The following is a 25,286-nucleotide window of genomic DNA, read 5'->3' as shown; positions in this document are numbered from 1 at the left end:
CACGATGCCACTGGTGAACGTGAAAATGTTCGAGCACCGCCTGCAGCAGGACCCGGACCTGGCGAGGCGACTCGCCGTCGCCATCGACGACGTGGTGGCCGAGTACTGCACCGGGCCCGACGGCAAGCGGCCGGATACGTGGGTGACCGTCGAAGGCGTGCCGAGGGAGCAGTGGACATTCAACGGCGACACGCGGTGAATGGGCGTGCCCGGGCCGAGATCCGGCTCGGTGCACGCTCGTGCTCGAGGTGATGTTCGGCCACAATGGGCTCAGGGAGCGCTGATCGGCGTTCCCGCACCTCGAGTAGGGGAGGCCGCTATGTCCACTGAAACTTCCGCCAGGTACGCACCGGGCGACGGTATCCGAACCGCGCTCGGCATCGGCGGGCTCATCGCCATCGTGCTCGGCCTGCTCATCATCTTCTTCCCGGCGAAGTCGGGTGCCGTGACCGTGCAGATCGTCGCGGCACTCGCGGCCGCCTACGCCCTCGTCGTCGGCGTCGTGTACATCGCTACGGCGGTGTTCACCCGGATGATCGGCGGATGGGCGAGGACGGGCCGCATCGTGCTCGGCCTGCTCTACGTCATCGGCGGCGTCGTGATGCTCGTGAACCTCGGTGCGACGGCCGCTCTGCTCGCGATCTTCCTGTCGGTCACCGTCGGCGCGCTCTGGCTGTTCGAGGGGGTGCTCGCGTTCAGCACGGTGAAGCAGTCGCCGAACCGCGCGTGGAGCATCATTCACGGTGTGATCAGCGTCCTCGCGGGTGCGACGCTCATCGTCACCCCGCTGCTCGCCGCTGTGACGCTCTGGCTCCTGCTCGGCATCTCGATGCTCGTGCTCGGCATCGTGCAGGCCGTGCGCGCCTTCGGCATGAAGCCCGCGGTGTGACGTCGGGGCGCCTTATCTCATGCCCTCGAGTAGCTCGGCGGTGATCTCCTCGTCGCCGGCGGCGAGCGCGACGTACTTGCGCAGCAGCACGAGTGACGCCGAAGCCTTGTCGAACTCAGCTGCGACGAACCGGTCGCTGGAGATGAGGGCGAGCGCATCGCGGGCCGGCATGACCGCGCCCTTCACCTGGTCGCCGCGGCTCGTCGGAGCCACGGCGCGCAGTTCGGCCATCGAGGTGAAGATCGGCAGCACGGGCTGACCCGTCGTCGACCGGATCATGCGCACGCGGTGCCCCTTCTTCTTCGACGGTGCACCCGTGACGTCGACCACCAGGTACCCGTCGCGCAACGCGGTCAAGAACGACGCGAGGTGCGCATAGTCGGGCTGCTGCTGCAGCGCGGTCAGCGCTTCGCGCACCGCTTCGTTCGCATAGTCGGCGTGCACGTCATCAGGAATCGGCGACTGCTCGGTCATGCGCTCTAGCCTACGGGCTCATTCCTCGCCGATGCCCCGCGCGGCGAGGGCCTCCCCGGTCGATTGCGCATGCGCCACCGTTCGCAGCACGAGCGGCACGACGCGGGCCCGCGGATCCCGTTCGAGGCCGCGCGCCCGCGCCGCGAACGCCGTTTCCCGAGCGATGCCGAGAATGCTGGGGATGGCGCGGATCACCAGGGAGAACGCGAGTGCGGCGCGCTCCGGTTTGGCGCCGAAGCGTTGCAGCGGGCCGAGGGCCCGGGTGATCGTGTCGAGCATGTCCTCGACCGCCGTGCTCGCCGTCACCGCGCTCGCGACGAGCACGAGGGCGAAGAGGTCGCCGATGACGGAGTACCCCCGCGCGAAACCCGACGCCCACGCAGCGGCGTTCGGCAGCTCGACGCCTCCCGGCCCCCAGCCGCCGTCCTGACCGAACGCCGCGCTCGCCGCGGTGAATACGAGCAGTGGAACGGCGATGAGTGAGAATCGCCGTGCCGCTCGCCAGAACTCCCGTCCGCGCAGGCCCGCGATGAGCGCGAGCGCGACGGCGGCGAGCAGCCCGAGCGTGGTCGAGATCGGGCCGCCCGTCGCCATGACGACGCACGCGAAGACGAAGAGGCCGATGAGTTTCAGGCCGGGTCGCACGCGGTGCAGGGGCCCCTCGCGGGCGATGTACTCGCCCAGCGGCGACGACGCGGTCACTGCGAGACCGTGTTCCGGTAGTGCGCGATCGCCGCTGCCGGGTGACCGTCGAAGACGATGCGGCCGTCGTCGACCACGAGCGTGCGGTCGGCGCGAGCCGCGAGATCGAGGTCGTGGGTCACCACGACGACCTGTTGCGGGAGTGTCATCAGGAGATCGCCGATCATGCGCGCATTGCGCAGGTCGAGCAGGGTCGTGGGCTCGTCGGCGACGAGGATCGCCGGGTCGGTCGCGAGGACCGAAGCGATGGCGAGCAGCTGCTTCTGGCCGCCGGAGAGGGTGTGCACGCTGTGGTCGGCGAGGTGCTGCAGTCCGAACCGCTCGAGGGCGGCCGATGCCGCCGCCTGCCGGGCCGCGCGGTCTCGGTGGCTGCGACGGAGCGAGAGCGAGACGTCTTCGATGGCGGTCGGCATGATGAGCTGCGCGGAAGGGTCGGTGAAGACGAAGCCGACGTTTCGCCGCACGGCTGCCCCGTCGCGACGCGTGTCGAGGGAGCGCCGGGCACCGCCCTCGGCGAGCTCGATGCCCACGGTGCCGGCGCTCGGCTCGACGAGCCCGTTCACGAGCCGCGCGAGCGTCGACTTGCCTGAACCGTTGCCGCCGATGACGGAGACGCGGTGCTCGCCGAGCGAGAGCGAGGTGGGGTGGAGGATCGTGACGTCATCGTTCGCGGTCGGCGCCGAGACGACGACGTTCCGCAGTTCGATCGAACTGCTCGCGATGGAGCCCGTTCCCAGGGCGGTCATCGTCGCGGGAGGAGGGCGGGGAACGCCCGGTGCACGGCGGTCGCGACGATCGCGACGATGAGCGTTTTCACGAGGTCACCCGGCCAGAACGCGAGATCGAAGACGAACGCGGCCCCGATGCCCATTTCGGCGCGCCAAGCGAGGCCGAGCGGGCCGAGGGTGTGCACGAAGACGAGGTTCGCGATCAGTCCGGCGACGAAGATGAGCGGGATGCTCGTGGCGACCTTGCGGCGCGGCAGCCGCTCGACGATGAAGCCGATGAGCCACGCTGCGAGCGGGAAGCTCACGAGGTAGCCGACGGTGGGGCCGGCGAACGGCGCGAGCCCTGCTGATCCTCCGCTGAACACCGGAAGGCCGGCGGCGCCGACCGCCATGAAGAGCAGCACGGCGAGCAGGCCGCGGTTCGCCCCGAGTACGGCGCCCGCGAGCATCACCGCAAGTGTCTGCAGCGTGATCGACGCGGGTCCGAGGCTGATGCCCGGGATGATCGAGCACACGGCGATGAGGGCCGCGAATGTGGCGATGAGCGCGAGATCGGTGGCGACGTGGCGACGCGGGGCGTTGGGTGATTCCTGTCGTGCGGCGGTGAGGTCTGCAGCGGTCACGATGTCTCCGTGGTCTGGCCGTTTTGCGGCGATGTCGATGCCGGCGCGACCCGGATGTCGCGCCGGCGGTCGAACCTGAACAGTGTTCTGGTGAACGCTGTTCAGGTTAGCGCTAGGCTGAGCGGATGCGCAACACGCTCGCCGACGTCGTCTCCGCGGCACTGCGCGTACTCGACGAGAACGGGCTCGAGGGGTGCTCGATGCGCCGCGTCGCAGCCGAGCTCGACGTGCAGCCGAGCGCTCTGTACCATCACGTGCCCAACAAGCAGAGCCTGCTGGCGCTCATGGCCGATGTCATCGTCGACGGGGTGGGCGAGCGGGACGCTGGCGTCCCGGACGAGGACGGCGGAGGGCACTCGGGAATGGCCCTCGCGCGGAACGCATGCCTCGCGATGCGCAGTGCGATGCTCGCCGTGCGAGACGGGGCAGACGTGGTCGCGACGGCAGCCGCCTTCAGGCTCGGCGCGTCCGCGGTCGAGCAGCGGCTCGCCGAGTGGGTCGGGGCCGACGGGGCCCGCACGCTGCTCTTCTACACCTTCGGGCAAGCGCAGTCGACGCAGACCCATCGGCATGCGGCATCGCTGGGAGCGCTCATCGGGCCGGAGAGCGGGCGCGCCGGTCAGCGGAGCGGAACGAACGGAGCGCCATCGGACCCGGTGCTCGAACTCGACGCATCGTTCGAACGCGGGCTCGACATCATCCTCACCGGACTCGAATCGGAGCACCGAGCAACCGGGGCGCCGACGAACGGTATTCTGCACTGATGACCTCGCGCGACCTCACGTACGACCTCGGCCCGGTGGCGATGTCGTACGGCGAGACAACCGCGCCCTCCGACTCCATGCACCGCACGTTCGTTCTCGTGCACGGCATCGGGATGGGGCGGGTCGTCTTCGACGGAATCAGCGGAAAGCTCGCTGCCGAAGGGCGGGTGCTCGCGGTCGACCTTCCTGGCTTCGGCAACTCGCCCGAGCCGGGCACGGCAGCGACGCTCGAGCAGACCGCGGAGGTCGTCGCGCAGTTCGTGCGAGATCGCGCCACCGGCCCCGCTGTGCTCGTCGGGCACTCGATGGGCACCCAGATCGTCGCGGAAGTGGCCTATCGTCATCCCGAACTCGTCGAAGCCCTCGTGCTCATCGCGCCAACGGTGAATCCGCGCGAGCGCAGCGCCATCCGGCAGGGCCTGCGCATGGCTCAGGATCTGGTGGGGGAATCGCCCAGGGTGCTGCTGCTCGGGCTTCGCGAGTATGTGAAGACGAGTCCCCGCTGGTTCCTCAACAAGCTCCGATTCATGCTCGCCCATCGCCTCGAGGAGATCTGCCCCGACATCGAGGCGCCGGCGCTCGTGCTCAGCGGAGAGACCGATTGCGTGAGCCCGCGCGAGTGGGCGCGTCAGGTCGCGTCCGCCCTCCCCGCCGGCACGTTCGAGCCGATCCCGAAGCGAGGGCATGAGGCGATCATCCGCAGTCCAGAGCCCGTGGCGTCCATGATCCTCGATTTCGTGCGGAGCCGGTGCCCCGAGCGCGAATAATCACAACGTCGGAGGTCGCTCGTACGCTGCTGCCCGTGGGGGAACGGTCGAATCTGATCCAAGTGGCGAGCGACGAGTGGATCGTCATGCGAGAGTTCGCGCAGTATCCGAAGGCCGTCATTCGCGGAATTCGCGACACCTCGGGAGAAGCGCGCTACCTGCTCCTGGCGTGGCATCCGGTGCGTCATCGGCAACGAATGGTCGGCATCTACAGCTCACGGGAGGAGGCCGAAGCGGCTGTGCCGTGGCCGTCGCGCTCGCCGCAACTGCCCGGCCTGCCGCCGTCGAACGCTCGCCGAACGCCTGCGCGGCGATCCCGCTGACATCGTCTACAATCGAACATATGTTCGAATCAGTCATCGGCCCGAAGATGCCGCTTCACGACGACACGGTGGTCGTCTGGATGGTCGACGGCAGGCCGGCTCGCCTCGTGTTCGAGCGCGCGCGATGGCGGGTGGAGGGCGAACCTCGCCCGATCGTCGAGGTGCCCGACGAGCACATCCACCCCCTGATCACGCACGTCGCCGAGCGGCACACGGGGTGGCGATGCACGGTGCGGCGCGACGGCGGGGCAGAGTGCGTCGAGCTCGCAGTGAGACGCGACGGGGTGCGTTGGATCGCGGAGCGCCTCGCGAGGTGAGCCTCTGGGCCGCTCTGCGACAACGGCACCCAAGAACTCGCGGTCATGGTCGTCGAGGCCGCCCCCGCTCGCCGATCCCCTGCCAGCACCGGCGACGCAACCCCCTGTTCGAAACGCGCCGGGCGACGGAGGCTGGAACTCCAACCGGAAAGGAGTTCACTATGAGCATGCTCGATGACGCTGCGGACGACACCAAGAACGCCGTGAAGCACGCACGGAACGAAGCCGTGGAGGACCGGAAGAAGGACCAGGGCGTTCAGCCCGGGGAGTCCCCGCGGGCCGAGTCCGAGACGACGACCGACTGAGCGCAGATCCTCATCGATCGTCCGTCTCTGGAGAGGAGCAGCATCATGTCGACGAATCTGAATGATCCGGGCCGCGCGGACGCCGAGGGCGCCCACCTGGGAGCCGAGGGCAACGGGCCGCTGGTCGATCCTGATTCCCCCGAGCAGCCGCTCGCGCAAGAGCACGAGGAGGGCACCGGCTTGGACAGCCCGGTCGCTCCGGGGGTGCCCGATCAGCAGGACCCGGACGCGGCAACCGAATCCGAGTAGCCGCCCGACACCGCGCTGACGCGGGGCGGAACGCGATCGCCCTCTTCGCCGAATATTCCGGCGGAGAGGGCGATCGCGTGTGGGCCACCGCTCACCGCTCACCGCTCAGCTGAGGTCGGGGTTCTTCTTCGCGTACTTCTCGGCCTCCTCCTCGGAGATGACGACCAGGCCGCGAGGCGTGTGCGAGAGGGCGTTCAGCACCTTCAACCATCGCTGGTTGTACTCCGGTTCGCGGCCGCCCGAGAAGCGGAAGGCGAGTTCGGCGTAGGGCGACATCCAGAGGGAGAATCTGCCGCTGCCGTCAGCGGCGCCCCGATGCCAGCTCAGGAAGAAGCACTCCTGCTTTCTCAGCTTCTGCCCGATCACGAACTTCAGATGCATTAGCAATCGGTCTTCGAATTCGAACTCTTGTCCCCCGAAAATCAAATACCCCATGCCCGAAGCATTGCATATCCCGACGCGGGGAGGCCGGAGTTCAGTCAAACTCGAGGGTCAGCTAGTGGTCTCCATGCTGGAACATGCAGTCCCTGGGGGAGATCGGGGTGGATACCGGGCGCGCGTCGACAGCGCTCGGGTGATCAGGGCTTCTTGACGCGACCCTTGATGGTGCCGACGATCAATGTCCCTAGGAAGAGGATGATGCCGATGATCGCGAGCCAGAGCAGCCCCTTGAACACGAAACCGATCACGGAGAGAATCGCCCAGAGGACGAGAAGGATGACGACGACAGTCCAGAGGTTCCTCATGGACGAAAGCGTACTCGTGCGTGAAGCCGATGGGATACCCCTTGCGCGGTTTCTGTCGCCAGCCCAGGAGTGAGCGCGGCGACGGGTAGAGTTGTCCCCAGGCGTGGGAACGCCTCCTCTATCCGGCGCCGTGACATGTTCTCTGCACGACGAAGTCAGCGATCGCTGCGGTGCACGGATTCATTCACGAGAAGCACCCTGCAACGTTCGTTAGCGCACCGAGGTCCCTTGCTACCGACGCCCACTGGGGATACGACTATGGAACAGGCGGGCTCGCGCCCCCGGATGGAAACACATGAAAACTGACCACGAAGACAAGCGCACGTTCTCGACGCTGGCGGAGATGTTCCAAGCCCGCAACACGCCCGCGGCCAACCGCGACTTCATCGCTCATGCCTTCGACGATGTCGAGGTCATCGAGATCGTCGAAACACGGTCCTACGTGAAAGTCGTCCGCGGGCACGGAGCGGATCTGCGGATCTATCGCAGCATCATCTGCGGCTACTCGACGGAGAAGGAAGCTCTGCAGCTCTCCGGTGCGCCGCATGCGGTGCTGAGCAAGTCGCGACCCGGATCCTGGTCGGTGGAACTCCCGGAGCGGGCCGGCAACGGCGGTGCCGTCAGAGCCGGCGCGCGGGAGAAGAAGCCCTCATGGATGCGCACGCCGTGCCCGAAATGCCGCTACCTGATGAACGAACAACGAGAGTGCACGAACTGCGCCTGAGGTCACGCGTCCCCTGACGCGGCACCCGCGCTCGGCGTGGCTCAGAAGAGGGTGTTCTGGTCTTCCATGCCGCGCATCGCGTCGTAGTCGAGGAGCAGGCACCGGATCCCGCGATCCTCTGCGAGCGTTCGCGCCTGCGGCTTGATCTCCTGCGCCGCGAAGACCCCGGTCACGGGAGCGAGCTTCGGGTCCCGATTCATGAGCTCGAGGTAGCGGGTGAGCTGTTCGACGCCGTCGATGCCGCCCCGTCGCTTGATCTCGATGGCGACTGATCCGCCGGCGGCGTCTTTCGCCAGGATGTCGACGGGGCCGATCGGGGTCATGTACTCGCGGCGCACGAGGGTGTGGCCGGCGCCGGCGAGCTCGATCTGATCGGCGAGCAGCTCTTGCAGGTGCGCTTCGACGCCGTCCTTGATGAGGCCGGGATCGACACCGAGATCGTGCGCGCTGTCGTGGAGGATCTCGAAGATCGAGACGATCAGCTTGTCGGCGGTCTTCTTGTGGGTGACCTGCCAGGCCTCGACGATTCCAGCACTCGTCTGCGTCTCGTCGAGTTCGAGCTGCGCGTGCGAGCACGGCGGGCTCATCCAGTTGAGCGGCTTGTACGACCCGCCGTCCGAGTGCACGAGGATGCTTCCATCGTTTTTCAACATGAGCACGCGCTTCGCACGCGGCAGGTGCGCCGAGAGGCGGCCTGCATAGTCGACTGAGCAGTCTGCAACAACGATTCGCACCCGCAGGAGTTTACCGGGTCGGGCTTAGTGCGCGGACCCGGACCCCTGACGCGGCTCGCGAGCGGCGCGGGCCATGATGAAGACGAACACGGAGAACGCCGCGAGAGGCCAGAAGGCCTGCAGCAGACCGAGGTGCTCGCCGAGAAAACCGATGCCCATCGGGCCGAGCAGGAACGCGGTGTAGGCGATCGCCGACACGGCGGCGACGTCACGGGTCGCGGTCGCCTGGTTGTCGGCGGCCGCCGAGATGCCGACCGGGAATCCGAGCGAGCATCCGACGCCCCAGAGCACGGCGCCCACCACCGACGCCCAGGCGAAGGGGACGAGGATGACGAAGACGAGCCCGATGATGACGAGGATCGCGCCGCCGCGAAGCACGCGTACGCGCCCGAAGCGGATGAGGAGCCAGGAGCCGGCGATGCGCACGAGCGTCATCGAGACGAAGAAGACGCCCAGCGTGAGCGCCGCTGATTCGTTCGCGAATCCGCGTCCGTCCGCGAGCGCGAGAGGCAACCAGTCGCTCGCCGTGCCCTCGGCCAGTGCCATGGACATGGCGATGAGGCCGATCACGAGGATGCGCGGCTCTCGCCAGGGCGAGTAGCGCGCGCCCGGGGTGGGAACGCCGCCCGTCACCGGAGCCACGGGGATCGGACCGGTGTGCACGTTCGGCAGGCTCTCGGATGCCGAGTCCTCGAAGTTGCCCCGAGGCAGGTTCGGCAGCGCGAAGATCGACACGATCAGGATCAGCGCGTACGTCGCTCCGAGGTGCACCGGAACGATGATCCCGGCCGATTCCGAGATCGCGGAGACGCCCATCGCGCTGACGCTGCCCAGGCTGTACGCGGCGTGCAGCAAGGGCATGCGCGGCTTTCCGAGCGCGCGCTCGGCCCCAGCGCCACTGACGTTCATCGCGACGTCGGACGTGCCGAACATCAGGCCGTAGACCACCAGGCACGCGATCGCCGGAGCGGTGGCGTCGACCCAGAAGAGGGTCGCCGCGGTGGGCAGCATGAGTGTCTGACCGATGATCCCGATGACCAGCGTGCGACGGGGCCCGAGCCAGGAGACGGTGCGTCCTGAGAAGACGAGGCCGGTGAGCGAGCCGAGTGCAAGTGAGAGGCCGAACCAGCTCATCTCAAGCGTGCTCGCGCCGAGATGGTCGCGAAGCGCCGGGATGCGTCCCAGCCAGCTGCCGAAGCCGAAGCCGAGCAGCGCGAAGATGACGAGCACGCCGGAGGTCCAGCGCGCCGCGAAACGATTGTCGAACGAACGAGGCAAGCTGCTCCTGTGCAAGATGAGGGGGCGTGAAAAGCTCAGATTATCAATTGCGGGGCCCTGCGCGTGCGGTTCCACCCGCTACACGCCGAGCCGCACCCAACTGTCGCTCCTGGCGCGAACGCCCAGCGTCACGGCGCGCGCCGCCATGAACACGATCGTGAAGGCGGCGGTGAGTGCAATGAGGCCGCCAGTGCCCGTCGGGACGAGCACCGTGAGTATCCAGAGCACCGGCAGGTAGGCGGCGAGGTTCACGAGACTGGTCCACGCGAGATACCGTGCGTCACCGGCGCCCATGAGCACGCCGTCGAGCACGAAGACGAACCCGGCGAGCGGCAGCGAGAGCCCGAGTACGAGAATCGCAGCTGGCAGGATCGACAGCACCGATGCGTCGTCCGTGAACACCCGCCCCACCACGGGGCTTGCGGCAGCCAGTGCGCCGCCGAAGACGACGCCGCAGCCGATGCCCCAGAACACGCTGCGCCGCACGATCAGTCGAGCACGACGCGAGTCGCCCGCACCGAGTGCGTCGCCGATGAGTGCCTGAGCCGCGATGGCCAGCGCATCGAGCGCGAACGCGGCAGTGGAGAAGATCGTGAAGACGACCTGGTACCCCGCCGTCGCCGCCGTGCCGTGACTCGTCGCTGCGAAGACCGTCGCGAGGAGTGCGGCGCGCAGGCCGACGGTGCGCACGAAGAGCCACCCGCCGCTCTGCCCCGCCCGGCCCAGGCCCTCGCGGCGCGGGAGGAGACGCGCACCCGCACGCCTCGCGTGGCGTACGACCACGATCAGATAGACGGCGACCATCGACCACTGCGCGATGACGGTGCCCCATGCGCTCCCGGCGATGCCGAAGCCCAGACCGTAGATGAACCACCAGTTGAGCAGTGCGTTCAACGCGAACCCGACCGCGGCCACCGCGAGCGGGGTGCGCGTGTCCTGCAACCCGCGCAGCAGCCCGCTGGCGGCGAAGACCACCAGCATCGCCGGAATGCCGAGGCAGGAGACCGTGAGGTAGGCGAGGGCCTGCCGCGTCGCCGCCTCGGTGGCCCCGAAGGCGGCGACGACGGGGCCGCTCGCGAGCCAGAGCGCTCCACCGACCGCGACGCCGATGCCGAGGGCGAGCCACAGGCCGTCCACGCCGAACTGCACGGCGCCGCGCAGGTCGCCGGCGCCCCGCGTACGGGCGACGAGAGGCGTCGTCGCGTAGGCGAGGAAGATCATGAGCCCCACGGTCGTCTGGAGCACCGCGCTGGCGACGGCGAGACCTGCGAGCGGGACGGCGCCGAGGTGGCCGACGAGCGCGGAGTCGACGATCAGGAACATCGGCTCCGCGATGAGCGCACCCAGCGCCGGTATGGCGAGATGCGCGATGCTGCGATCGACGCTCCTGCGCTGCATTCGTGGGCCGTTTGCGGTCATGCGACAACGGTAGCCCCCACCGCGGACACCACCAGTAGGGTGGTCGCATGAGCAACGCAGCGCCCGTCTCCGGCATCGACATCTCCGAACTCGATCCTGCGGTTCGGCCGCAGGACGACCTCTATCGTCATGTGAACGGCAAGTGGATCGACCGTACCGAGATCCCTTCGGATAAGGCCCGATACGGCTCGTTCGCGGTGCTCGCCGAGAACGCCGAAGAGGCCGTGCGCGACATCATCACCGGGACGGAGCCTCCCGAGGCGGGCGCGGAGGCGGCGACCGAGGCGGACAAGGTCGCAGCCCTCTACGCGAGCTTCATGGACGTCGAGCGCGCTGATGCCCAAGGGGCGGATCCCATCGCCGCAGACATCGAGCGGGTGCGGGAGATCGGCTCCGTCGACGAGCTGCTCACCGTCGTCGCGCAGTTCGAACGACAGGGTCTCGGCGGGTTCTACGGCATGTACATCGACAACGACCCGGGCGACCCGGCTCGGTACATCGTCTTCGTCATGCAGGGGGGCCTGGGACTGCCCGACGAGTCGTACTATCGCGAAGAGCAGTTCGCCGAGATCCGGCAGCAGTACCAGGCGCACATCGCGCGCATGCTCGGGCTCGCGGGCGTCGCCGATGCCGATCGCCTTGCGGGTCTCGCCTACGACCTCGAGCGCCGCATCGCCGCGACGCACTGGGACAAGGTGGCTAGCCGCGACATCCAGAAGCTCTACAACCTGCGCACGTTCGCCGAGCTGCAGGAGCTGACGCCGCAGCTCGACTGGAGGGCGTACCTCGCTGCGATGGGCGCGCCAGAATCCGCGTTCGCAGAGGTCGTCGCCGCGCAGCCCGACGCGATCGAGGGGCTCGCCGCGCTCTTGGTCGACGCAGAGCTCGACGCCTGGCGGGCGTGGCTGATCTGGAGCCTCGTGCGCTCGTCGGCCGCGCTGCTCTCGCAGGAGATCTCCCGCGCCAACTTCGACTTCTACGGCACGGCACTCACGGGTGCGCCTCAGCAGCGCGAGCGCTGGCGTCGCGGCGTCTCCTTCGTCGAGGGCGCGATGGGGGAGGCGGTCGGGCGTCTGTACGTCGAGCAGCACTTCGACGAGCGCGCCAAGGCCGCGATGGACGGGCTCGTCGAGCATCTCATCGAGGCGTACCGCGACTCCATCGAGCAGCTCGGGTGGATGAGCCCGGAGACCCGCGCCCGGGCACTCGACAAGCTCGACCGGTTCACACCCAAGATCGGATACCCGACGAAGTGGCGCGACTACTCCGCGCTCGCCGTCGACGCTGGCGATCTGGTGGGGAACTCCCGCCGCGTGTCAGAGGTCGAGTTCGCCCGGGAGATCGGGAAGGTCGGCAAGCCCATCGATCGCGACGAGTGGTTCATGACCCCGCAGACCGTGAACGCCTACTACAACCCGGGCTTCAACGAGATCGTGTTCCCCGCCGCGATTCTGCAGCCGCCGTTCTTCGACGTGAGCTGGGACGCCGCGGCGAATTTCGGTGCGATCGGCGCCGTCATCGGCCACGAGATCGGCCACGGCTTCGACGACCAAGGCTCGCGCTACGACGGCGACGGCCGCCTCACGGACTGGTGGACCGAAGACGACCGCGCGGCGTTCGAGGCGCTCACCGGTGCGTTGATCGGGCAGTACAACGAGCTGTCGCCGGAGGGGGCGGACGGCCAGACCGTGAACGGCGAGCTCACGATCGGCGAGAACATCGGCGACCTGTCGGGCCTCGAGATCGCCTGGAAGGCGTACCTCCGGTCGCTCGAGGGAGCCGAGCCTCCCGTGATCGACGGGCTGACCGGCGCCCAGCGCTTCTTCCTCGCCTGGGCGCAGGCGTGGCAGCAGAAGTCGCGCCCCGAGGAGACCGTCCGGCTCCTCACCATCGACCCGCACTCGCCGAACGAGTTCCGCTGCAATCAGATCGTGCGCAACCTCGATGCGTTCCATGAGGCGTTCGACACGCGGGCGGGCGATGGCCTGTGGCTCGATCCGGCCGAGCGCGTCTCGATCTGGTAGCGCTCAGCCCGGCTCTCGTCACCTGCCGGGCGGCAACGACGTGATGTCGTAGTGGTCGGCGCTCGCGCTGGCGGGCTCCGGATGCGGCAGGGGCGGCGCGTACCTGGGTGCGGCCGGTGCTGGGCTCGCGCCCGCGTCCGGACCCGCTGCGAGCGGGCCTGGCACGAACTCGAGTTCGATCGGCAGCGCGAACGGCGCGGGGCCGAACGCCTGACGGGCCGCCTTGGTGACGCGTCGCGCCAGGAGATGATTGCCGGTGCCGCCGACGACCGCGCCGATGCCGAACGGAAGCGCCTTGCCGACCACGGAGGCGCCCCCGACTCCGGCGAGCCGGTGCATGAACGAGGTCTTCAGGCGATCGAGCAACGGCCCCATCGCGTACCGCGGAATCGCGGAGGTGAGCATCTTGCCCCAGTAGTCCCGGCGTGTGCCGCCGCCTCCGACGGCCTGCATGGTGACCTGGCGCACGAGGTCGGCTCCTTCGTTGCCGAGCATGAGCGCGAGCACCAGTGCTCTGGTGCGCTCGCGGTCGGTCATCGTGATGCCGTGCACCTCGGCGACGGAGTGCGCGAACAGCGCCGTCGCCTCGACGAAGCCGAGCGTCTCGGCGCCGGCCAGCCCCAGGGCGATGCCGGTGCCGACGGCCGGGATCACCGCGGCGGCTCCGACTCCAGCACCGCCTGCGGTGACGGTCGCGATGTAGCGCGTTTCGAGCACGTGGATGATCTGCTCCGGCGTGGCCTGCGGGTACTTCTTGCGAATGCGGCGGAGATGGGCGAGCACGGGCGGGCGCTGGACCGCGAGCAGTCGGTCGAGTGAGCGTTCGACGACGGGGCGCGGTTCGCCGCTCGCGCTCGTGCGCGGCTGGGTGAAGCGCGTGATCATGCGTTCGCGCCGGGGAGGTCTGCTCATGCGGGAATCGTAGAGCACCACCCTGCGCGATCGGCGCATGCGCATGCCAGAAGCGAACAGGGCTTGCGCCAGCGCACCCGGCGCCGGCCGGCCCGGTCGGCCCGGAGCACTCAGGGGGAGCCGGCGGGCTGGAATACCTCCGCTCCATGTGTCGTTCGACTGCACAAGCGTTCGCGCGCCTCGCGCGAATGCGAGATACTTGCGGATTGTGAATGCGTCGCATTCGGGGAGCTTCATTGCGGAGCGCACGACCGTCGACGACAGAAGGAGAGACACCATGAACGCAGCCTCGCAGCCCGCCGCGGTTCCGACGCCCGAGTCGGCGCACGAGGCCTGGCGGGCGGGTCGGCGCGCGTCGGTGACCTCCGCCACGGGCAATCTGAGTCTGATCGAAACGCGATGGTTCCCCGGCGACGTCGACGAAGAAGCGGCCGCCCGCCTCGTCGCAGCCGAACGCGATGCCGCGCCCGAGGGTGTCACGGTCACCTCCGTCGAGCGGAAGAACATCGCGAGCGGCCGTGCCGAGCACGGTCTGCGCGTATGGGATGCGAACGCACCGGCGATCCGCGCCTTCGAGGAGATCGAGACGTTCCCGTTCGATCCGAGCTGGATCATCGAGGCCGAGTTCACGCCGGTCTCGTCCGACCGCACCGTGCCATTCGAGCACATCCGCGACGCCGGTGGCAGCCGCGACCTCGTCGTGCCGGGCGACATCACGTTCGAGCGCGACGGGCAGCGGTTCACCCTCGCTGCGTTCGACGACGCCGGCCAGCTGCTGCTCGTGTTCGGCGACCCCACGAACGGGCTGACGGACGACACCGGCACGTACGGGTCCGGTCGTTTCCTCTTCGTCGAGCGCGACGCTGCCGAGTTCGGAGAAGCGGGGCACGTGCGCCTCGACTTCAATCGGGCGTTCGTGCCGCCGTGCGGCTTCTCCGCCCAGTACAACTGCCCGATGCCGCCACCTCAGAACCGCCTGCCCTGGCCCGTGCACGCGGGGGAGCGCTTGCCGCGCTTCACCGATGGCTTCGACATCTACACGATCTGACGACGCCAGACCCGAAGCTCCACCCCACCACTCGAAGGAAACCCATGCCCTCCCTCAAGAAATCAGCGCTCGCAGCGATCGGCGCGCTCGCTGTCACTGCGCTGGCGCTCACCGGGTGCGCCTCGAACGGCGGCGCCTCCGCCGGCGGCGCCGACGCCACGATCCGCATCGGGTCGCTGTACGAGCCCGTCAACCTCAGCAACACCGCGGGCGGCGGGCAGGGCGTGACCGAGGCGCTCACCGGCAACGTGTACGAAGCGCTGTACCGCCTGAATGACGACGGCACGACCGAGCCGCTGCTCGCGACCGGGTACGAGGTGAGCGATGACGGACTCACCTACACGTTCACCCTGCGCGACGACGTGACCTTCCACTCGGACAAGGCGCTCACCTCGGCCGATGTGAAATCGAGCGTCGAGGCCGTCGTCGCACCGGAGTCGCAGTCGGCGCGCAAGTCGAGTCTCGAGGTCGTCGCCGATATCGCCACGCCGGACGACCGGACGGTGGTCTTCACGCTGAACGAGCGCTCGATCTCCTTCCCCTACCTGCTCACGTACATCTGGATCGTGAACTCGGAGGCGACCGACCTCGAGAACTCGGAAGACGGCACGGGGCCGTACACCCTCGGCGAGTGGAAGCGCGGCAGCACCCTGACGCTCGAGCGCTGGGACGACTACTGGGGCGACGCGGCGAAGAACGCCGAGGTCGTCTACAACTACTTCACCGACGCGACCGCAGAGGACACGGCGCTGCAGAGCGGCCGCATCGATCTCATCACGAGCGTGCAGAACCCCGACTCGCTGCCCCAGTTCGAAGACTCGGGCAACTTCACCATCACCGACGGCCAGTCGACGACGAAGGAACTGCTCGCATTCAACGACCGCGTGGCGCCGTTCGACGATGTGAAGGTGCGCCAGGCGATCTACTCCGCCATCGACCGCGAGAAGCTGCTGGGCGCGATCTGGGGCGATTACGGCACCGTGATCGGCTCCATGGTGCCCCCGACCGACCCGTGGTACGAAGACCTGAACGACCTCAACGCCTACGATCCCGACCGCACGAAGAGCCTGCTGGAGGAGGCCGGCCTCGGCGACGGATTCGAGTTCACCCTCGATACGCCGAGCTACGATCCGCACCCCGCCGTCGCCGAGTTCTTGCAGTCGGAGCTGAAGAAGGTCGGCGTCACGGTCGACATCAACACGATCAGCGCCGACGAGTGGTACACCAAGGTCTTCCAGGAGCACGACTTCGAGGCCACGCTCCAGGAGCACGTCAACGACCGCGACGTCGTCTGGTACGGCAACCCCGACTTCTACTGGGGCTACGACAACCCGCAGGTCGCGCAGTGGATCGACCAGGCGGAGCAGGCGGAGACCGAGGCCGAGCAGACCGAGCTGCTGAAGCAGGCCAACCGTCAGATCGCCGGAGATGCCGCGAGCGCGTGGCTCTACCTGTACCCGCAGATCGTGGTCGCGGCCGATACCGTTTCGGGCTACCCGGTCAATGGGCTCAACTCGCAGTTCTTCGCCTATAACATCGTCAAGGAGTAGTGGCGTCGGCGCCCGGCACGTCGGCCGGGCGCCGCGCGCACCCGCGATCGACGCGGCACGCCGCGCACCGCCGATACAGACACTGCAAGGGGAGGGCCGATGACCGGATATGTGATCCGGCGCGGCCTGCTGCTCATCGCCTCGTTCGCCATCGCGATGGTGCTCATCTTCGTGCTGCTCCGGCTGCTTCCCGGTGACCCGGCGAATGCGCTGCTCTCGGTGAACGCGACGCCGGAGCAGATCGCCGCAGCGCGCGCGCAGGTGGGGTCGGATCAGCCGATCCTGGTGCAGTTCGGTGCGTGGGTCGCGCAGATGCTTCGGCTCGACCTCGGCGAATCGCTCATCACGGGCGCTTCGGTCGGCGATGAGATCTCCGCGCGCCTGGCCGTCACCCTCCCGCTCACGGTGTTCGCCTTCGCACTGGCGGTCGTCGGCTCGCTGCTCGCCGGCGTCACCGCCGCCGTGCGCGCGGATCGCTGGTACGGCGTGGTGCTCTCCGGGGTGGCCCAGCTCGGGATCGCGGTGCCCGTGTTCTGGGTCGGCATCATCCTCGTGTGGGTGTTCGGCCTGCTGCTCGGATGGTTCCCGACCGGCGGCTTCCCGATCGACGACTGGAACGACCCGGCGGGCGCGGTCTCGTCGCTCGCGCTCCCCGCGATCGCGATCGCCTGCGTCATGGGCGCATCGCTCACTCGTTACGTGCGCTCGGCGACGCTCGATGTGCTCGGCAGCGACTATCTGCGCACGGCCCGCGCGCACGGATCTGGATTCGGCGAGGCGCTCTGGCGTCACGGGCTGCGCAACGGCTCCGTGCCGGTCATCTCGGTGCTCGGGATCGAACTGGCGTCGACGCTGCTCGGCGCCGTGGTCGTGGAGAGCGTCTTCGCGCTTCCCGGCCTGGGGAGCTACCTCGTCGACGGCATCTCGCGCCATGACTTCTCCGCGATTCAGGGTGTGCTCGTGGTGACCACGCTGCTGGTGCTGCTGGTCGGCTTCGTCGCCGATGTCGCGCAGCGCATCGTCGATCCTCGGTTGAGGCGAACGGTAGGGGTGGGGGCATGAGCGAGCTCAGCGGCACGGTCGCACCCGGATCCGCGGATCCGGGTCCCGAGACGGCTCCGACTCATCGGCGCGGGGGCCGGGCCGTGCGGCGCAGTGCGACGCTCACGGCCGGACTCGTGCTCGTCGGCATCGTGGTGCTGATGGCGCTGGTCTCCCTCGTCTGGCTGCCGTATCCGCTCGACGACACTTCGGGCGGGCGGCTCTCCGGCCCGAGCGGCGAGCACCTGCTCGGCACCGACAAGCTCGGGCGCGACCTGCTCAGCCAACTCATGGTCGGCGCGCGCATCGCGCTCCTGGTGGGGGCCGGATCCGTGCTGATCGCCGCCGTGCTCGGGGTCGCCATCGGCCTGCTCGCCGCGCTCGCCGCGCCCTGGCTCGACGATGCGATCTCGGCCTTCATCGACGTCGCGATCGCGTTTCCCGTGCTGCTCACGGCGATGCTCATCGTGGCGCTGCAGCCGCCGTCGCTCGGGTCGGCGATCCTCGCCATCGGGCTCGCGATGTCGGCGATCGTGGCGCGGGTGTCGCGGATCCTCGCCAAGCGCGCGGTCGGATCGCAGTACGTGATCGCTGCGCGCACGAGCGGTACGCGCACCCTCGGCATCATTCGCCGTCACCTGCTGCCGAACATGGCACCCACGCTGGCGGTCACCCTGGCGCTGCAGTTCGGCGCCGCGGTACTCGCGGAGGCGAGTCTCTCGTACCTCGGCCTGGGCGCCCCGCCTCCCAACGCCTCGTGGGGGCGCTTGCTCCAGGAAGCGCAGGGCACCGTGCTCACGGCTCCGATCGGCGCCATCGCCCCTGGCGTCGCACTCGTCGTGCTGGTGCTCGGCGTGAACTTCGTCGCCGATGGTCTGCGCGATGCGGCCGACCCGACTCGACGCGGGAGGAGCGCATGACCGAAGCACTGCTGCGCGTGAGCGCACTGCGCGTGCGCTCACGAGACGCCGCGCTCGTCGATGGAATCGATTTCGAGGTCGCCGCCGGTCAGCGTCTCGGGCTCATCGGGGAGTCAGGATCCGGCAAGTCGTTGACCTCGCTCGCGATCACCGCGCTGCTCCCCGACGGCCTCCGCGCAACGGGATCGGTGCGGCTCGCCGGAGTCGAGACGGTGGGCGCCGACGAGCAGAGCGTGCGTCCGCTCCGAGGGCCGGCCGCCGGCGTCGTGTTCCAAGAGCCGCTCACGGCGCTCGACCCGCTCATGCGCGTCGGCAGGCAGATCGCGGAGCCGATCCGGCGCCACCTCGGGCTTCGGGGCAGCGCACTCGACCGTGCGGTCGCCGAGGCGCTCGACGAGGTGCGGCTCGGCGAGCAGCGGTTCGCTCGTGCGTTCCCCCATGAACTCTCCGGCGGTCAACGACAGCGGGTCGCGATCGCCATCGCGCTGGCTGCGCGCCCCCGACTGCTCATCGCCGACGAGCCGACCACCGCGCTCGACGTGACCGTGCAGTCCGAGGTGCTCGATCTGCTCGACCGGCTGGTGGCCGAGCGCGACATGGGGTTGCTGTTCGTGAGCCACGACCTGGCCGTCGTATCGCGCATGACCGACCGTGTACTCGTGCTGCAGCGGGGCGCGGTCGTCGAGGAAGGCGCGGTGCGTCAGATCCTGCGCGCGCCGCAGCACCCCTATACGGCCCAGCTCGTCGCGCACGCGCGCGTCCTCGACGCGGCGCTCGACGGTTCTGGCCCGACTGACGCGGAGGGCAGGCGATGACGGTACTCGAAGCGAGCGGCGTCGACTTCTCGTACGGCGCCCGGCGAATTCTGACCGGCGTCGACCTCGCAGTGGCTGCGGGTGACTCCGTCGGCATCGTCGGAGAGTCGGGGGCGGGCAAGTCGACGCTGCTCTCACTCCTGCTCGGGCTCGCGGCACCAGCGCGCGGCGAGATCCGGTTCGACGGCGCTCCGCTGCGCCTGCGGGATCGCACGCTCATGCGCCGGTTCCGCAGCGGCGTCCAAGCCGTCTTCCAGGATCCGTACTCGTCGCTCGATCCACGGCAACGGGTCGATCGCATCATCGCAGAACCCCTCGAATCCCTCGGCCTCGCCCGGGGGGCGGAAGCGGGCGCACGCGTGCGCGCCGCGCTCGCATCCGTCGGGCTGCCAGCAGACGCCGCTTCCCGCTACCCGCACGAGTTCTCGGGGGGCCAGCGTCAACGCATCGCGATCGCTCGCGCGACCGTCGTTCGGCCGCGCGTGCTCGTCGCCGATGAGCCCGTCAGCGCGCTCGACGTCAGCACCCGCACTCAGGTGATCGAGCTCATCAACGAGCTGCGCGCCGAACACGGGCTCGCGCTCGTCATGGTCTCCCACGACCTCGGCGCCGTTGCGGCGACCTGCGAGCGCACCGCGGTGCTCGAAGGCGGCCGCGTGGTCGAGACGGGCGCCACCGGTGATCTGCTGGCGAGGCCGCGAGAGGCGTACACGCAGCGCCTGATCTCGGCGATCCCGCGCCTTCCGACGGACTGACCCGTCAGACGCGCCCGTCGCCACTCACTCGAGCGGGGTCACTCTTGGTGCGTGTCGTGGTGCAACACGCACCAAGAGTGACCCCGCTCGCAGGTGGGGGAGGGGGCGGGGCGCTCCCTCACACCGCTGCGTGCTCCTCGCAGGGGGCCCCGGCGTGCTGGTCGCACACCACGAAGCGGTGCTTGCACGCAGGGTCGGCGCAGTTCGCCACGGTGTTCGAGGGGGCGTCGCACACACGGCACCTGCCGACGACAGCTGCGCCGGGCGCGAAGTCGAGCGCTTCGCGGCCGTCGAATACGGCAAGCGATCCTTCCCACAGTCCGTCGTTGCCGAAGGCCTCGCCGTATTTCACGATGCCGCCGTCGACCTGGTACACCTCGTCGAAGCCGCGATCCCGCATCGCGGCAGAGAGGATCTCGCAGCGGATGCCGCCGGTGCAGTAGGTGACGACGGGCCGGTTCTTGAGCGCGTCGAAGTCGCCGGCGTCGATCTGCGCGATGAAATCGTGCGTCGTGCGCGTATCGGGGACCACCGCGCCCCGGAACCGACCGATCTCGGCCTCCCACGCGTTGCGCCCGTCGAAGAACACCACATCGTCTCCGCGCTCGGCCACGAGTTCGTTGACCTCATGCGGGGAGAGATGCACGCCGCCGCCGACGACGCCGTCGTCGTCGACGCGGGTTTCGTCGGGGATTCCGAATGCCACCAGCTCGTCGCGCACCTTCACGCTGAGCTTCGGGAAGTCGCTGATGCGCCGCCATCGCGGCCCGCGCTCGGTGCCGTGCAGTCGCTCATCCGGGGCATCGACCAGTGCCGTTCCCATGCTCCACTTCGGCTCGAGCCCGGCGAACGGGGCGTACTCGCGAGTGCGCCGCACATACTGCTTGCAGGCGTCGAGCTCGCCGCCGACCGTGCCGTTGATGCCGTGGCGCGAGATGATGATGCGTCCTCGCAGGCCCAACGATTCGCAGAGCTGCCGCTGCCACAAGCGCACGGCCTCGGGATCGGCCACGGGGGCGAAGACGTAGTACAGCAGGATCTTGGGCTCGCTCACCCGTTAATGGTACGCGGGAAGCGCGCAGCGAACCGCACCAGCGCAACGCTTGACATTGACGCGGCGTCAACGCGTAGCGTGACATCTGGAACGGAGAACACCATGACGACCACGAATACGCGTGCGTTGCACAGTGTGCAGGCGGTGGCTCGCGCGGCGAGCACGACCTCGCGCACGCTGCGGCACTACGACCGCATTGGTCTGCTGCCGCCCACGTGCATCGGCTCGAACGGGTATCGCTACTACGACGACCGGGCGCTGCTCCGCCTGCAGCGCATCCTGCTGCTCCGCGATCTCGGTCTGGGCCTCGACGCCATCGCCCGGGTGCTCGCGTCGCAGGATGCCAGCAGCCGCAGCGCGCTGTCGGATCGCACGGCGCAGACCGCCGAGACCGAGATCCTGCAGTCGCACCTCGCGATCCTCCGCCGCGAGCGAGAGCGCATCACCCGCCAGATCCGCGCCGTGGAGCGTACCATCGCCGCCCTCCCGGGCATGACCGACACCGCACCAGCAGGAGCACTGATGACTGAGAACATCTTCGACGGATTCGACCACGCACAGCACCGTGAGGAGGTGGAGCGGCGCTGGGGAGACCGCGCGTATGCGGAGGGCGACCATTGGTGGCAGGGGCTCGGCAGCGGTGCGCGCGAGGCGTGGCAGCGGCACAGCGCCGACCTCGCCGCAGCGTGGCGCATGGCCGCCGAACGCGAGCTCGACCCGGCGGGAGCCGAGGGGCAGGAACTCGCCGCCCAGCACGTGGCCTGGTTGCGGGGGATACCTGGGACCCCCGCCGCCGACCCCGCGGGTGATCTCGCCGGATACGTGCGCGGGCTCGGCGAGTTGTACGTCACGGACGAGCGCTTCGCCGCGAACTACGGCGGAGCGACGGGGGCGGAGTTCGTGCGGGACGCGCTGGTGCACTACATTGCCCACGATCGCGCAGAGGGCGCGAGCGGCGCGCGGTGATCTCGCGCGCGTCAGCGCGAGGGGTGCGCGCTCGCGTCGCGCGAGTGACTCGCTTCGAGCAGGGCCGCGGCTGACGCGTACGCATCGCGCTGCTCACGCACCGGAACATCGAAGATCCGTGCGGGGCCGGTTCCGTCGCGGTCGGCTTCCCACCCCGGGTCCCCGTCGCGCGCGAAGCGCACCAGGGCGCCGTGCACGGCGTCCGCGAGAGCTTGCGGAGGGGCGGTGCCCGCGACGCGCTCGACGCCCACGGCATCGAGGCGGTCGAAGACGAACGGCACATCACTGCAGTGCCCCGCGAAGTGCGGTGCGCCGGCCTTGGTATCGGGTGCGTGCCAGGAGTAGCGAGACGTCCAGGTGGTGCCCGCAGCTGCAGACGCTCCGCGGGCCCGGGCGACACGGGGCACCCATGAGCGGAACACGGCGTCCGTGGCGTACCGCCCGACGAGCGCGACGCTGCTCGCGGTCGCCTGGACCTCCGGCGTCTCGAGCCAGCGATCCGCGACCGCCGCGGACGCTCCGAGGGCGCGCAGCACGGCACGGCGCGGCGCACGGTCGAGGATGGCGCGCGGTGTGAACATTCCCATGAGCTCGTCGTCTGCGGTGCTCAGCGCCAGGGGCACGTGCGCGCTGGGCCCGTGCGCTGTGCCCTGCAACGCGTCGAGCGGCACCACGTCACCGTCCGGGAGCGGGCCGATCATGAGCCCGTCCCGGAGCATGCCGTGCACGTCGCGAAGGATGCGGGGCGCGGCAGGCGCCGTGATCCGGCGCTGCAACTCGATGATTCTCGCCTCGGGCAGCGACCCGAGACCGGCGAGATCGGGAGTCACTCCGCCCAGACGGGCCAGGTGCCGGGTGCGAGCCGCCGCGGCGTCGAGCGACGGCGCGGCGACGGCCGCCGACATGGCGTAGCCAGCGGCGAAGAGCCCCTCAGCCGCTGGAACGCCGAGCAACGTGAGCACCGCGCCGCCTCCGGCGGATTGCCCCGCGATGGTGACGCGATCCGGATCACCCCCGAACCCTGCGACGTTCTGCTGCACCCATTCCAGCGCGCGCACCCAATCGAGTACCCCGCGGTTGGCCGGAGCGCCGTCGACGGAGCCGAACCCGATGAAGCCCAGCCGGTACGAGATCGTCACGAGCACCACTCCGTCGCGGGCGAACGCGCGGCCGTCGTACCACGGGCTCGCCGGGGAGCCTGAGATGAAGCCGCCGCCGTGGATCCAGACGATCACGGGCAGTTTTGCCGATGCCTCCGGCGCAGGTGTCCATACGTTCACGTTCAGTGTGTCGTCGCCCGGAATCGAGTGCTCGGGGATCAGCGTGATTCCCGTATCGCCGCGCTGCGGGGTGGGCCCGAACGCCGATGCGTCCCGGATCCCGTCCCACGCCTCGCACGGCTGCGGAGGTGCGAATCGCAGGGCGCCCACGGGCGCAGCCGCGTACGGGATGCCTCGGAATACCGCGGCGCTCGACCCCTCTGCCGCGCCCGGACTGCACGGCTCCCAGGTCCCCCGAACCGCTCCGGCGGCTGTCCGCACGACGGGGCGCGACGCGCGATCGCTGACGGTCTTCACCGGACGAGTCAGAGTCGCGACTGGGCTTCCGCCCGCGCGAGCACGTGATCCTGCGCCATCTGCGCTTCATTGATGCGCTGCTGCTGCTCTGGCGTGCGGGCGAGCGGAGGGATGACCTCGTGCTGATCGTTCACGATCACGACGTCGTGGTCGACGTGGTTCACCATCGCATGGACGGCGTCGATGAAGTCCTGGCGTCGAATCGCGTCGAGCACGCGGGCGTGGTCGCGCTCCATCTCCGCGCCGGTCGCGACGTTCGCGAGACGACCGCGGTGCTCCGGAGTGCGCAGGCGATCGTTGATTCCGGCGTAGAGCGCGGCGAGCAGACGGTTCTTCGCGGCGTCGAACACGAGACGGTGGAAGCGGCTGTCGAAGGCCGTGTCGACGTCGCCCGCGAACCCGAGCACGGGGCAGCGGGTGCATCCGACCTCTTCGATCGCGGCTCGTTCGAGCGCCGCGATGTCTTCATCGGTGCGGTGCAGGGCGGCCTGCTGCGCGGCTTCGATCTCGAGGGCCCGGCGGTAGCTGAGGATCTCCTCGAGGGTGAAGTCGGTGAGGAACTCGTTGAGGAGGGTGCTCGTCGGCGCGGCCGAGCGCACGAACGTGCCGCGACCGGGCAGCGTCTCGAGCATCCCGATGCTCGCGAGCGACCGCACGGCTTCGCGCACGGTCGACCGACCGACGCCGGTCTGCTCTGCGAGCTCGGGCTCGATGGGAATGCGCCCGCCGACCGGCCATTCGCCGGTGGTGATCTTGCGACGCAGGTAGGCGAGCGTCGCGCGTGCTCGATCTGACCCTGTGGTCGCTGCCATGATCACTCCGATTCGTCGGGCGCCGTGTGCGCCGATGCCGAGAACTCAGTATATCGAGCGCCTTCGAGGGCGTCGGGGCGCGAAAGATCGGTTCGCGGAAGCCATTGGAGCGGTCAGCCGCTGACCGTAGTCTGGAGGTCAGAACACCAGGGGGTGCCATGACGAACAAGAATCCGAGCCGCGGCGACATCGACCCGTATGCGCGCATGCGGCAGGTACCCGGCTTCACGCTGCGGAGTGCCGACATTCAGGACGGCGAGCCACTGCCTGCCGAGCAGTACGCCGAGGCGGCAGGGGGATCCAATCGCTCGCCGCAGTTGAGCTGGGCCGACTTCCCGGCGGGCACGAAGAGCTTCGCCGTCACCTGCTTCGACCCGGACGCGCCGACGGGGTCGGGGTTCTGGCACTGGGCCGTCGCGAACCTACCGGCGAGTACGCTCGAGCTCCCGGCCGGTGCCGGCGCTCTCGCAGGCGCGCCCGGCGGCGCGCTGCTGCCGGCCGCTGCGACGACCATGCCGAATGAACGGCGCGAGCGCGCGTTCACCGGTGCTGCGCCGCCGGAGGGCACCGGCGTGCATCACTACTGGTTCGTCGTGCACGCGCTCGGCGTCGAGCACCTCGACATCGACCCGGATCTCACACCGGCGGTCATGGGGTTCATGATGCGCGATGCCGTACTGGCCCGTGCAGTCATCGTCGCCACCGGGGAGTTCGGCCAGGCTGACTGACCGATCGATCGGTCAGGAATTACAACGCCTCGGTCACGAAGA

The 25,286-nt window shown here is 69.1% G+C and carries 31 protein-coding genes; 18 read left to right on the top strand and 13 right to left on the bottom strand.

The features are described from left to right. The first annotated feature begins 4 nt into the window (after positions 1 to 4). Both JSQ98_RS10215 and JSQ98_RS10210 read left to right on the top strand, forming a co-directional pair. Complete coding sequence (locus JSQ98_RS10215) at positions 5 to 199, top strand: tautomerase family protein (RefSeq protein ID WP_090145576.1); 195 nt, start codon at positions 5 to 7, stop codon at positions 197 to 199. A gap of 120 nt (positions 200 to 319) precedes the next feature. Then, a complete protein-coding gene (locus tag JSQ98_RS10210; RefSeq protein WP_211649570.1) occupies positions 320 to 889 on the top strand; it encodes an HdeD family acid-resistance protein in 570 nt (189 codons plus the stop codon). A 12-nt stretch (positions 890 to 901) separates the two neighbouring features. Here the strand turns inward: JSQ98_RS10210 and JSQ98_RS10205 are convergent, their stop codons facing one another. The 4 genes from JSQ98_RS10205 to JSQ98_RS15280 are packed head-to-tail and all read right to left on the bottom strand — an operon-like array spanning position 902 to position 3,416. Continuing rightward, on the bottom strand, positions 902 to 1,363 hold the full coding sequence (locus JSQ98_RS10205) for an SseB family protein (protein WP_200330885.1): 462 nt from the start codon (positions 1,361 to 1,363) through the stop codon (positions 902 to 904). An 18-nt stretch (positions 1,364 to 1,381) separates the two neighbouring features. After that, on the bottom strand, positions 1,382 to 2,065 hold the full coding sequence (locus JSQ98_RS10200; RefSeq protein WP_211649568.1) for an energy-coupling factor transporter transmembrane component T family protein: 684 nt from the start codon (positions 2,063 to 2,065) through the stop codon (positions 1,382 to 1,384). Continuing rightward, positions 2,062 to 2,811: an energy-coupling factor ABC transporter ATP-binding protein gene (locus JSQ98_RS10195; protein ID WP_211649567.1), complete on the bottom strand. Its 750-nt coding sequence runs from the start codon at positions 2,809 to 2,811 to the stop codon at positions 2,062 to 2,064. The genes JSQ98_RS10200 and JSQ98_RS10195 overlap by 4 nt, the downstream gene beginning before the upstream one ends. Further along, positions 2,808 to 3,416 (bottom strand): biotin transporter BioY, encoded by a 609-nt coding sequence (locus tag JSQ98_RS15280; RefSeq protein ID WP_090145561.1) that lies wholly within the window; start codon positions 3,414 to 3,416, stop codon positions 2,808 to 2,810. The genes JSQ98_RS10195 and JSQ98_RS15280 overlap by 4 nt, the downstream gene beginning before the upstream one ends. Positions 3,417 to 3,541: 125 nt before the next feature. On the opposite strand from JSQ98_RS15280, the gene JSQ98_RS10185 reads away from it, so the two are divergent. From JSQ98_RS10185 to JSQ98_RS10160, 6 genes are all read left to right on the top strand, one after another. Further along, the gene (locus tag JSQ98_RS10185) at positions 3,542 to 4,180 is read left to right on the top strand and encodes a TetR family transcriptional regulator (RefSeq protein ID WP_211649565.1); all 639 of its coding nucleotides are present in this window, start codon (positions 3,542 to 3,544) and stop codon (positions 4,178 to 4,180) included. Beyond that, positions 4,180 to 4,947 (top strand): alpha/beta fold hydrolase, encoded by a 768-nt coding sequence (locus tag JSQ98_RS10180; RefSeq protein ID WP_211649564.1) that lies wholly within the window; start codon positions 4,180 to 4,182, stop codon positions 4,945 to 4,947. Before JSQ98_RS10185 ends, JSQ98_RS10180 begins: the two co-directional genes overlap by 1 nt. A gap of 35 nt (positions 4,948 to 4,982) precedes the next feature. Next, entirely contained in the window at positions 4,983 to 5,270 is a 288-nt protein-coding gene (locus JSQ98_RS10175) for a hypothetical protein (RefSeq protein WP_200330892.1), read from the top strand. Between the two features lie 20 nt (positions 5,271 to 5,290). Beyond that, entirely contained in the window at positions 5,291 to 5,587 is a 297-nt protein-coding gene (locus JSQ98_RS10170) for a hypothetical protein (RefSeq protein WP_211649563.1), read from the top strand. A gap of 161 nt (positions 5,588 to 5,748) precedes the next feature. Continuing rightward, entirely contained in the window at positions 5,749 to 5,892 is a 144-nt protein-coding gene (locus JSQ98_RS10165) for a hypothetical protein (RefSeq protein WP_211649562.1), read from the top strand. Between the two features lie 45 nt (positions 5,893 to 5,937). Next, positions 5,938 to 6,141, top strand: coding sequence for a hypothetical protein (locus JSQ98_RS10160; protein ID WP_211649561.1), 204 nt, complete (start codon positions 5,938 to 5,940; stop codon positions 6,139 to 6,141). A 105-nt stretch (positions 6,142 to 6,246) separates the two neighbouring features. Here the strand turns inward: JSQ98_RS10160 and JSQ98_RS10155 are convergent, their stop codons facing one another. Together JSQ98_RS10155 and JSQ98_RS10150 are read right to left on the bottom strand one after the other, a co-directional pair. Next, positions 6,247 to 6,576, bottom strand: coding sequence for a DUF7882 family protein (locus JSQ98_RS10155; RefSeq protein ID WP_200330898.1), 330 nt, complete (start codon positions 6,574 to 6,576; stop codon positions 6,247 to 6,249). A gap of 143 nt (positions 6,577 to 6,719) precedes the next feature. After that, positions 6,720 to 6,887 carry a hypothetical protein gene (locus tag JSQ98_RS10150; RefSeq protein WP_176698230.1) on the bottom strand — a complete coding sequence of 56 codons (168 nt, stop codon included), beginning with the start codon at positions 6,885 to 6,887 and terminating at the stop codon, positions 6,720 to 6,722. A gap of 295 nt (positions 6,888 to 7,182) precedes the next feature. Between JSQ98_RS10150 and JSQ98_RS10145 the strand changes: the two genes are divergently transcribed. Next, positions 7,183 to 7,611 carry a hypothetical protein gene (locus JSQ98_RS10145; protein WP_090145548.1) on the top strand — a complete coding sequence of 143 codons (429 nt, stop codon included), beginning with the start codon at positions 7,183 to 7,185 and terminating at the stop codon, positions 7,609 to 7,611. 41 nt (positions 7,612 to 7,652) lie between these two features. Here JSQ98_RS10145 and nucS read toward each other — a convergent pair whose 3' ends face one another. From nucS to JSQ98_RS10130, 3 genes are all read right to left on the bottom strand, one after another. Then, positions 7,653 to 8,345 (bottom strand): endonuclease NucS, encoded by a 693-nt coding sequence (gene nucS / locus JSQ98_RS10140; protein WP_211649560.1) that lies wholly within the window; start codon positions 8,343 to 8,345, stop codon positions 7,653 to 7,655. Positions 8,346 to 8,369: 24 nt separating this feature from the next. Then, entirely contained in the window at positions 8,370 to 9,623 is a 1,254-nt protein-coding gene (locus JSQ98_RS10135; protein WP_211649559.1) for an MFS transporter, read from the bottom strand. A gap of 78 nt (positions 9,624 to 9,701) precedes the next feature. Continuing rightward, positions 9,702 to 11,042 (bottom strand): MATE family efflux transporter, encoded by a 1,341-nt coding sequence (locus JSQ98_RS10130; protein ID WP_249290805.1) that lies wholly within the window; start codon positions 11,040 to 11,042, stop codon positions 9,702 to 9,704. A gap of 47 nt (positions 11,043 to 11,089) precedes the next feature. Here JSQ98_RS10130 and JSQ98_RS10125 point away from each other — a divergent pair, with 47 nt between their 5' ends. Next, entirely contained in the window at positions 11,090 to 13,066 is a 1,977-nt protein-coding gene (locus tag JSQ98_RS10125; RefSeq protein ID WP_211649557.1) for a M13 family metallopeptidase, read from the top strand. A gap of 18 nt (positions 13,067 to 13,084) precedes the next feature. Here JSQ98_RS10125 and JSQ98_RS10120 read toward each other — a convergent pair whose 3' ends face one another. Then, positions 13,085 to 13,978 carry a hypothetical protein gene (locus JSQ98_RS10120; protein WP_141653184.1) on the bottom strand — a complete coding sequence of 298 codons (894 nt, stop codon included), beginning with the start codon at positions 13,976 to 13,978 and terminating at the stop codon, positions 13,085 to 13,087. 277 nt (positions 13,979 to 14,255) lie between these two features. Here JSQ98_RS10120 and JSQ98_RS10115 point away from each other — a divergent pair, with 277 nt between their 5' ends. The 6 genes from JSQ98_RS10115 to JSQ98_RS10090 all read left to right on the top strand — a co-directional run bounded on the left by JSQ98_RS10115 (position 14,256) and on the right by JSQ98_RS10090 (position 20,107). Then, positions 14,256 to 15,026: a DUF1684 domain-containing protein gene (locus JSQ98_RS10115; RefSeq protein ID WP_090145522.1), complete on the top strand. Its 771-nt coding sequence runs from the start codon at positions 14,256 to 14,258 to the stop codon at positions 15,024 to 15,026. A gap of 44 nt (positions 15,027 to 15,070) precedes the next feature. Further along, a complete protein-coding gene (locus JSQ98_RS10110) occupies positions 15,071 to 16,576 on the top strand; it encodes an ABC transporter substrate-binding protein (protein ID WP_211649555.1) in 1,506 nt (501 codons plus the stop codon). A gap of 99 nt (positions 16,577 to 16,675) precedes the next feature. Then, positions 16,676 to 17,638 carry an ABC transporter permease gene (locus tag JSQ98_RS10105; protein ID WP_211649554.1) on the top strand — a complete coding sequence of 321 codons (963 nt, stop codon included), beginning with the start codon at positions 16,676 to 16,678 and terminating at the stop codon, positions 17,636 to 17,638. After that, a complete protein-coding gene (locus JSQ98_RS10100) occupies positions 17,635 to 18,537 on the top strand; it encodes an ABC transporter permease (protein ID WP_249290804.1) in 903 nt (300 codons plus the stop codon). Before JSQ98_RS10105 ends, JSQ98_RS10100 begins: the two co-directional genes overlap by 4 nt. After that, positions 18,534 to 19,352 carry an ATP-binding cassette domain-containing protein gene (locus JSQ98_RS10095; RefSeq protein WP_211649553.1) on the top strand — a complete coding sequence of 273 codons (819 nt, stop codon included), beginning with the start codon at positions 18,534 to 18,536 and terminating at the stop codon, positions 19,350 to 19,352. Before JSQ98_RS10100 ends, JSQ98_RS10095 begins: the two co-directional genes overlap by 4 nt. Further along, complete coding sequence (locus tag JSQ98_RS10090) at positions 19,349 to 20,107, top strand: ABC transporter ATP-binding protein (RefSeq protein ID WP_200330914.1); 759 nt, start codon at positions 19,349 to 19,351, stop codon at positions 20,105 to 20,107. Before JSQ98_RS10095 ends, JSQ98_RS10090 begins: the two co-directional genes overlap by 4 nt. A gap of 118 nt (positions 20,108 to 20,225) precedes the next feature. Here JSQ98_RS10090 and JSQ98_RS10085 read toward each other — a convergent pair whose 3' ends face one another. Beyond that, positions 20,226 to 21,161 carry a tRNA uridine(34) hydroxylase gene (locus JSQ98_RS10085; protein WP_211649552.1) on the bottom strand — a complete coding sequence of 312 codons (936 nt, stop codon included), beginning with the start codon at positions 21,159 to 21,161 and terminating at the stop codon, positions 20,226 to 20,228. Positions 21,162 to 21,263: 102 nt separating this feature from the next. Between JSQ98_RS10085 and JSQ98_RS10080 the strand changes: the two genes are divergently transcribed. Next, positions 21,264 to 22,127, top strand: a complete 864-nt coding sequence (locus JSQ98_RS10080; protein WP_211649551.1) for a MerR family transcriptional regulator — start codon at positions 21,264 to 21,266, stop codon at positions 22,125 to 22,127. Positions 22,128 to 22,138: 11 nt separating this feature from the next. Here the strand turns inward: JSQ98_RS10080 and JSQ98_RS10075 are convergent, their stop codons facing one another. Both JSQ98_RS10075 and JSQ98_RS10070 read right to left on the bottom strand, forming a co-directional pair. Beyond that, positions 22,139 to 23,704 carry a carboxylesterase/lipase family protein gene (locus JSQ98_RS10075; protein ID WP_346728771.1) on the bottom strand — a complete coding sequence of 522 codons (1,566 nt, stop codon included), beginning with the start codon at positions 23,702 to 23,704 and terminating at the stop codon, positions 22,139 to 22,141. Positions 23,705 to 23,712: 8 nt separating this feature from the next. After that, positions 23,713 to 24,516, bottom strand: coding sequence for a FadR/GntR family transcriptional regulator (locus JSQ98_RS10070; protein ID WP_090147232.1), 804 nt, complete (start codon positions 24,514 to 24,516; stop codon positions 23,713 to 23,715). A 158-nt stretch (positions 24,517 to 24,674) separates the two neighbouring features. Here JSQ98_RS10070 and JSQ98_RS10065 point away from each other — a divergent pair, with 158 nt between their 5' ends. Continuing rightward, positions 24,675 to 25,244, top strand: a complete 570-nt coding sequence (locus JSQ98_RS10065; protein ID WP_211649550.1) for a YbhB/YbcL family Raf kinase inhibitor-like protein — start codon at positions 24,675 to 24,677, stop codon at positions 25,242 to 25,244. Positions 25,245 to 25,286 lie beyond the last annotated feature (42 nt).

This window comes from Leucobacter manosquensis (assembly GCF_018304845.1).
Classification (GTDB): Bacteria; Actinomycetota; Actinomycetes; order Actinomycetales; family Microbacteriaceae; genus Leucobacter; species Leucobacter alluvii.
The sequence above is the reverse complement of the archived record's forward strand: the minus strand, read 5'-3'. Positions and strand labels throughout refer to the sequence as shown.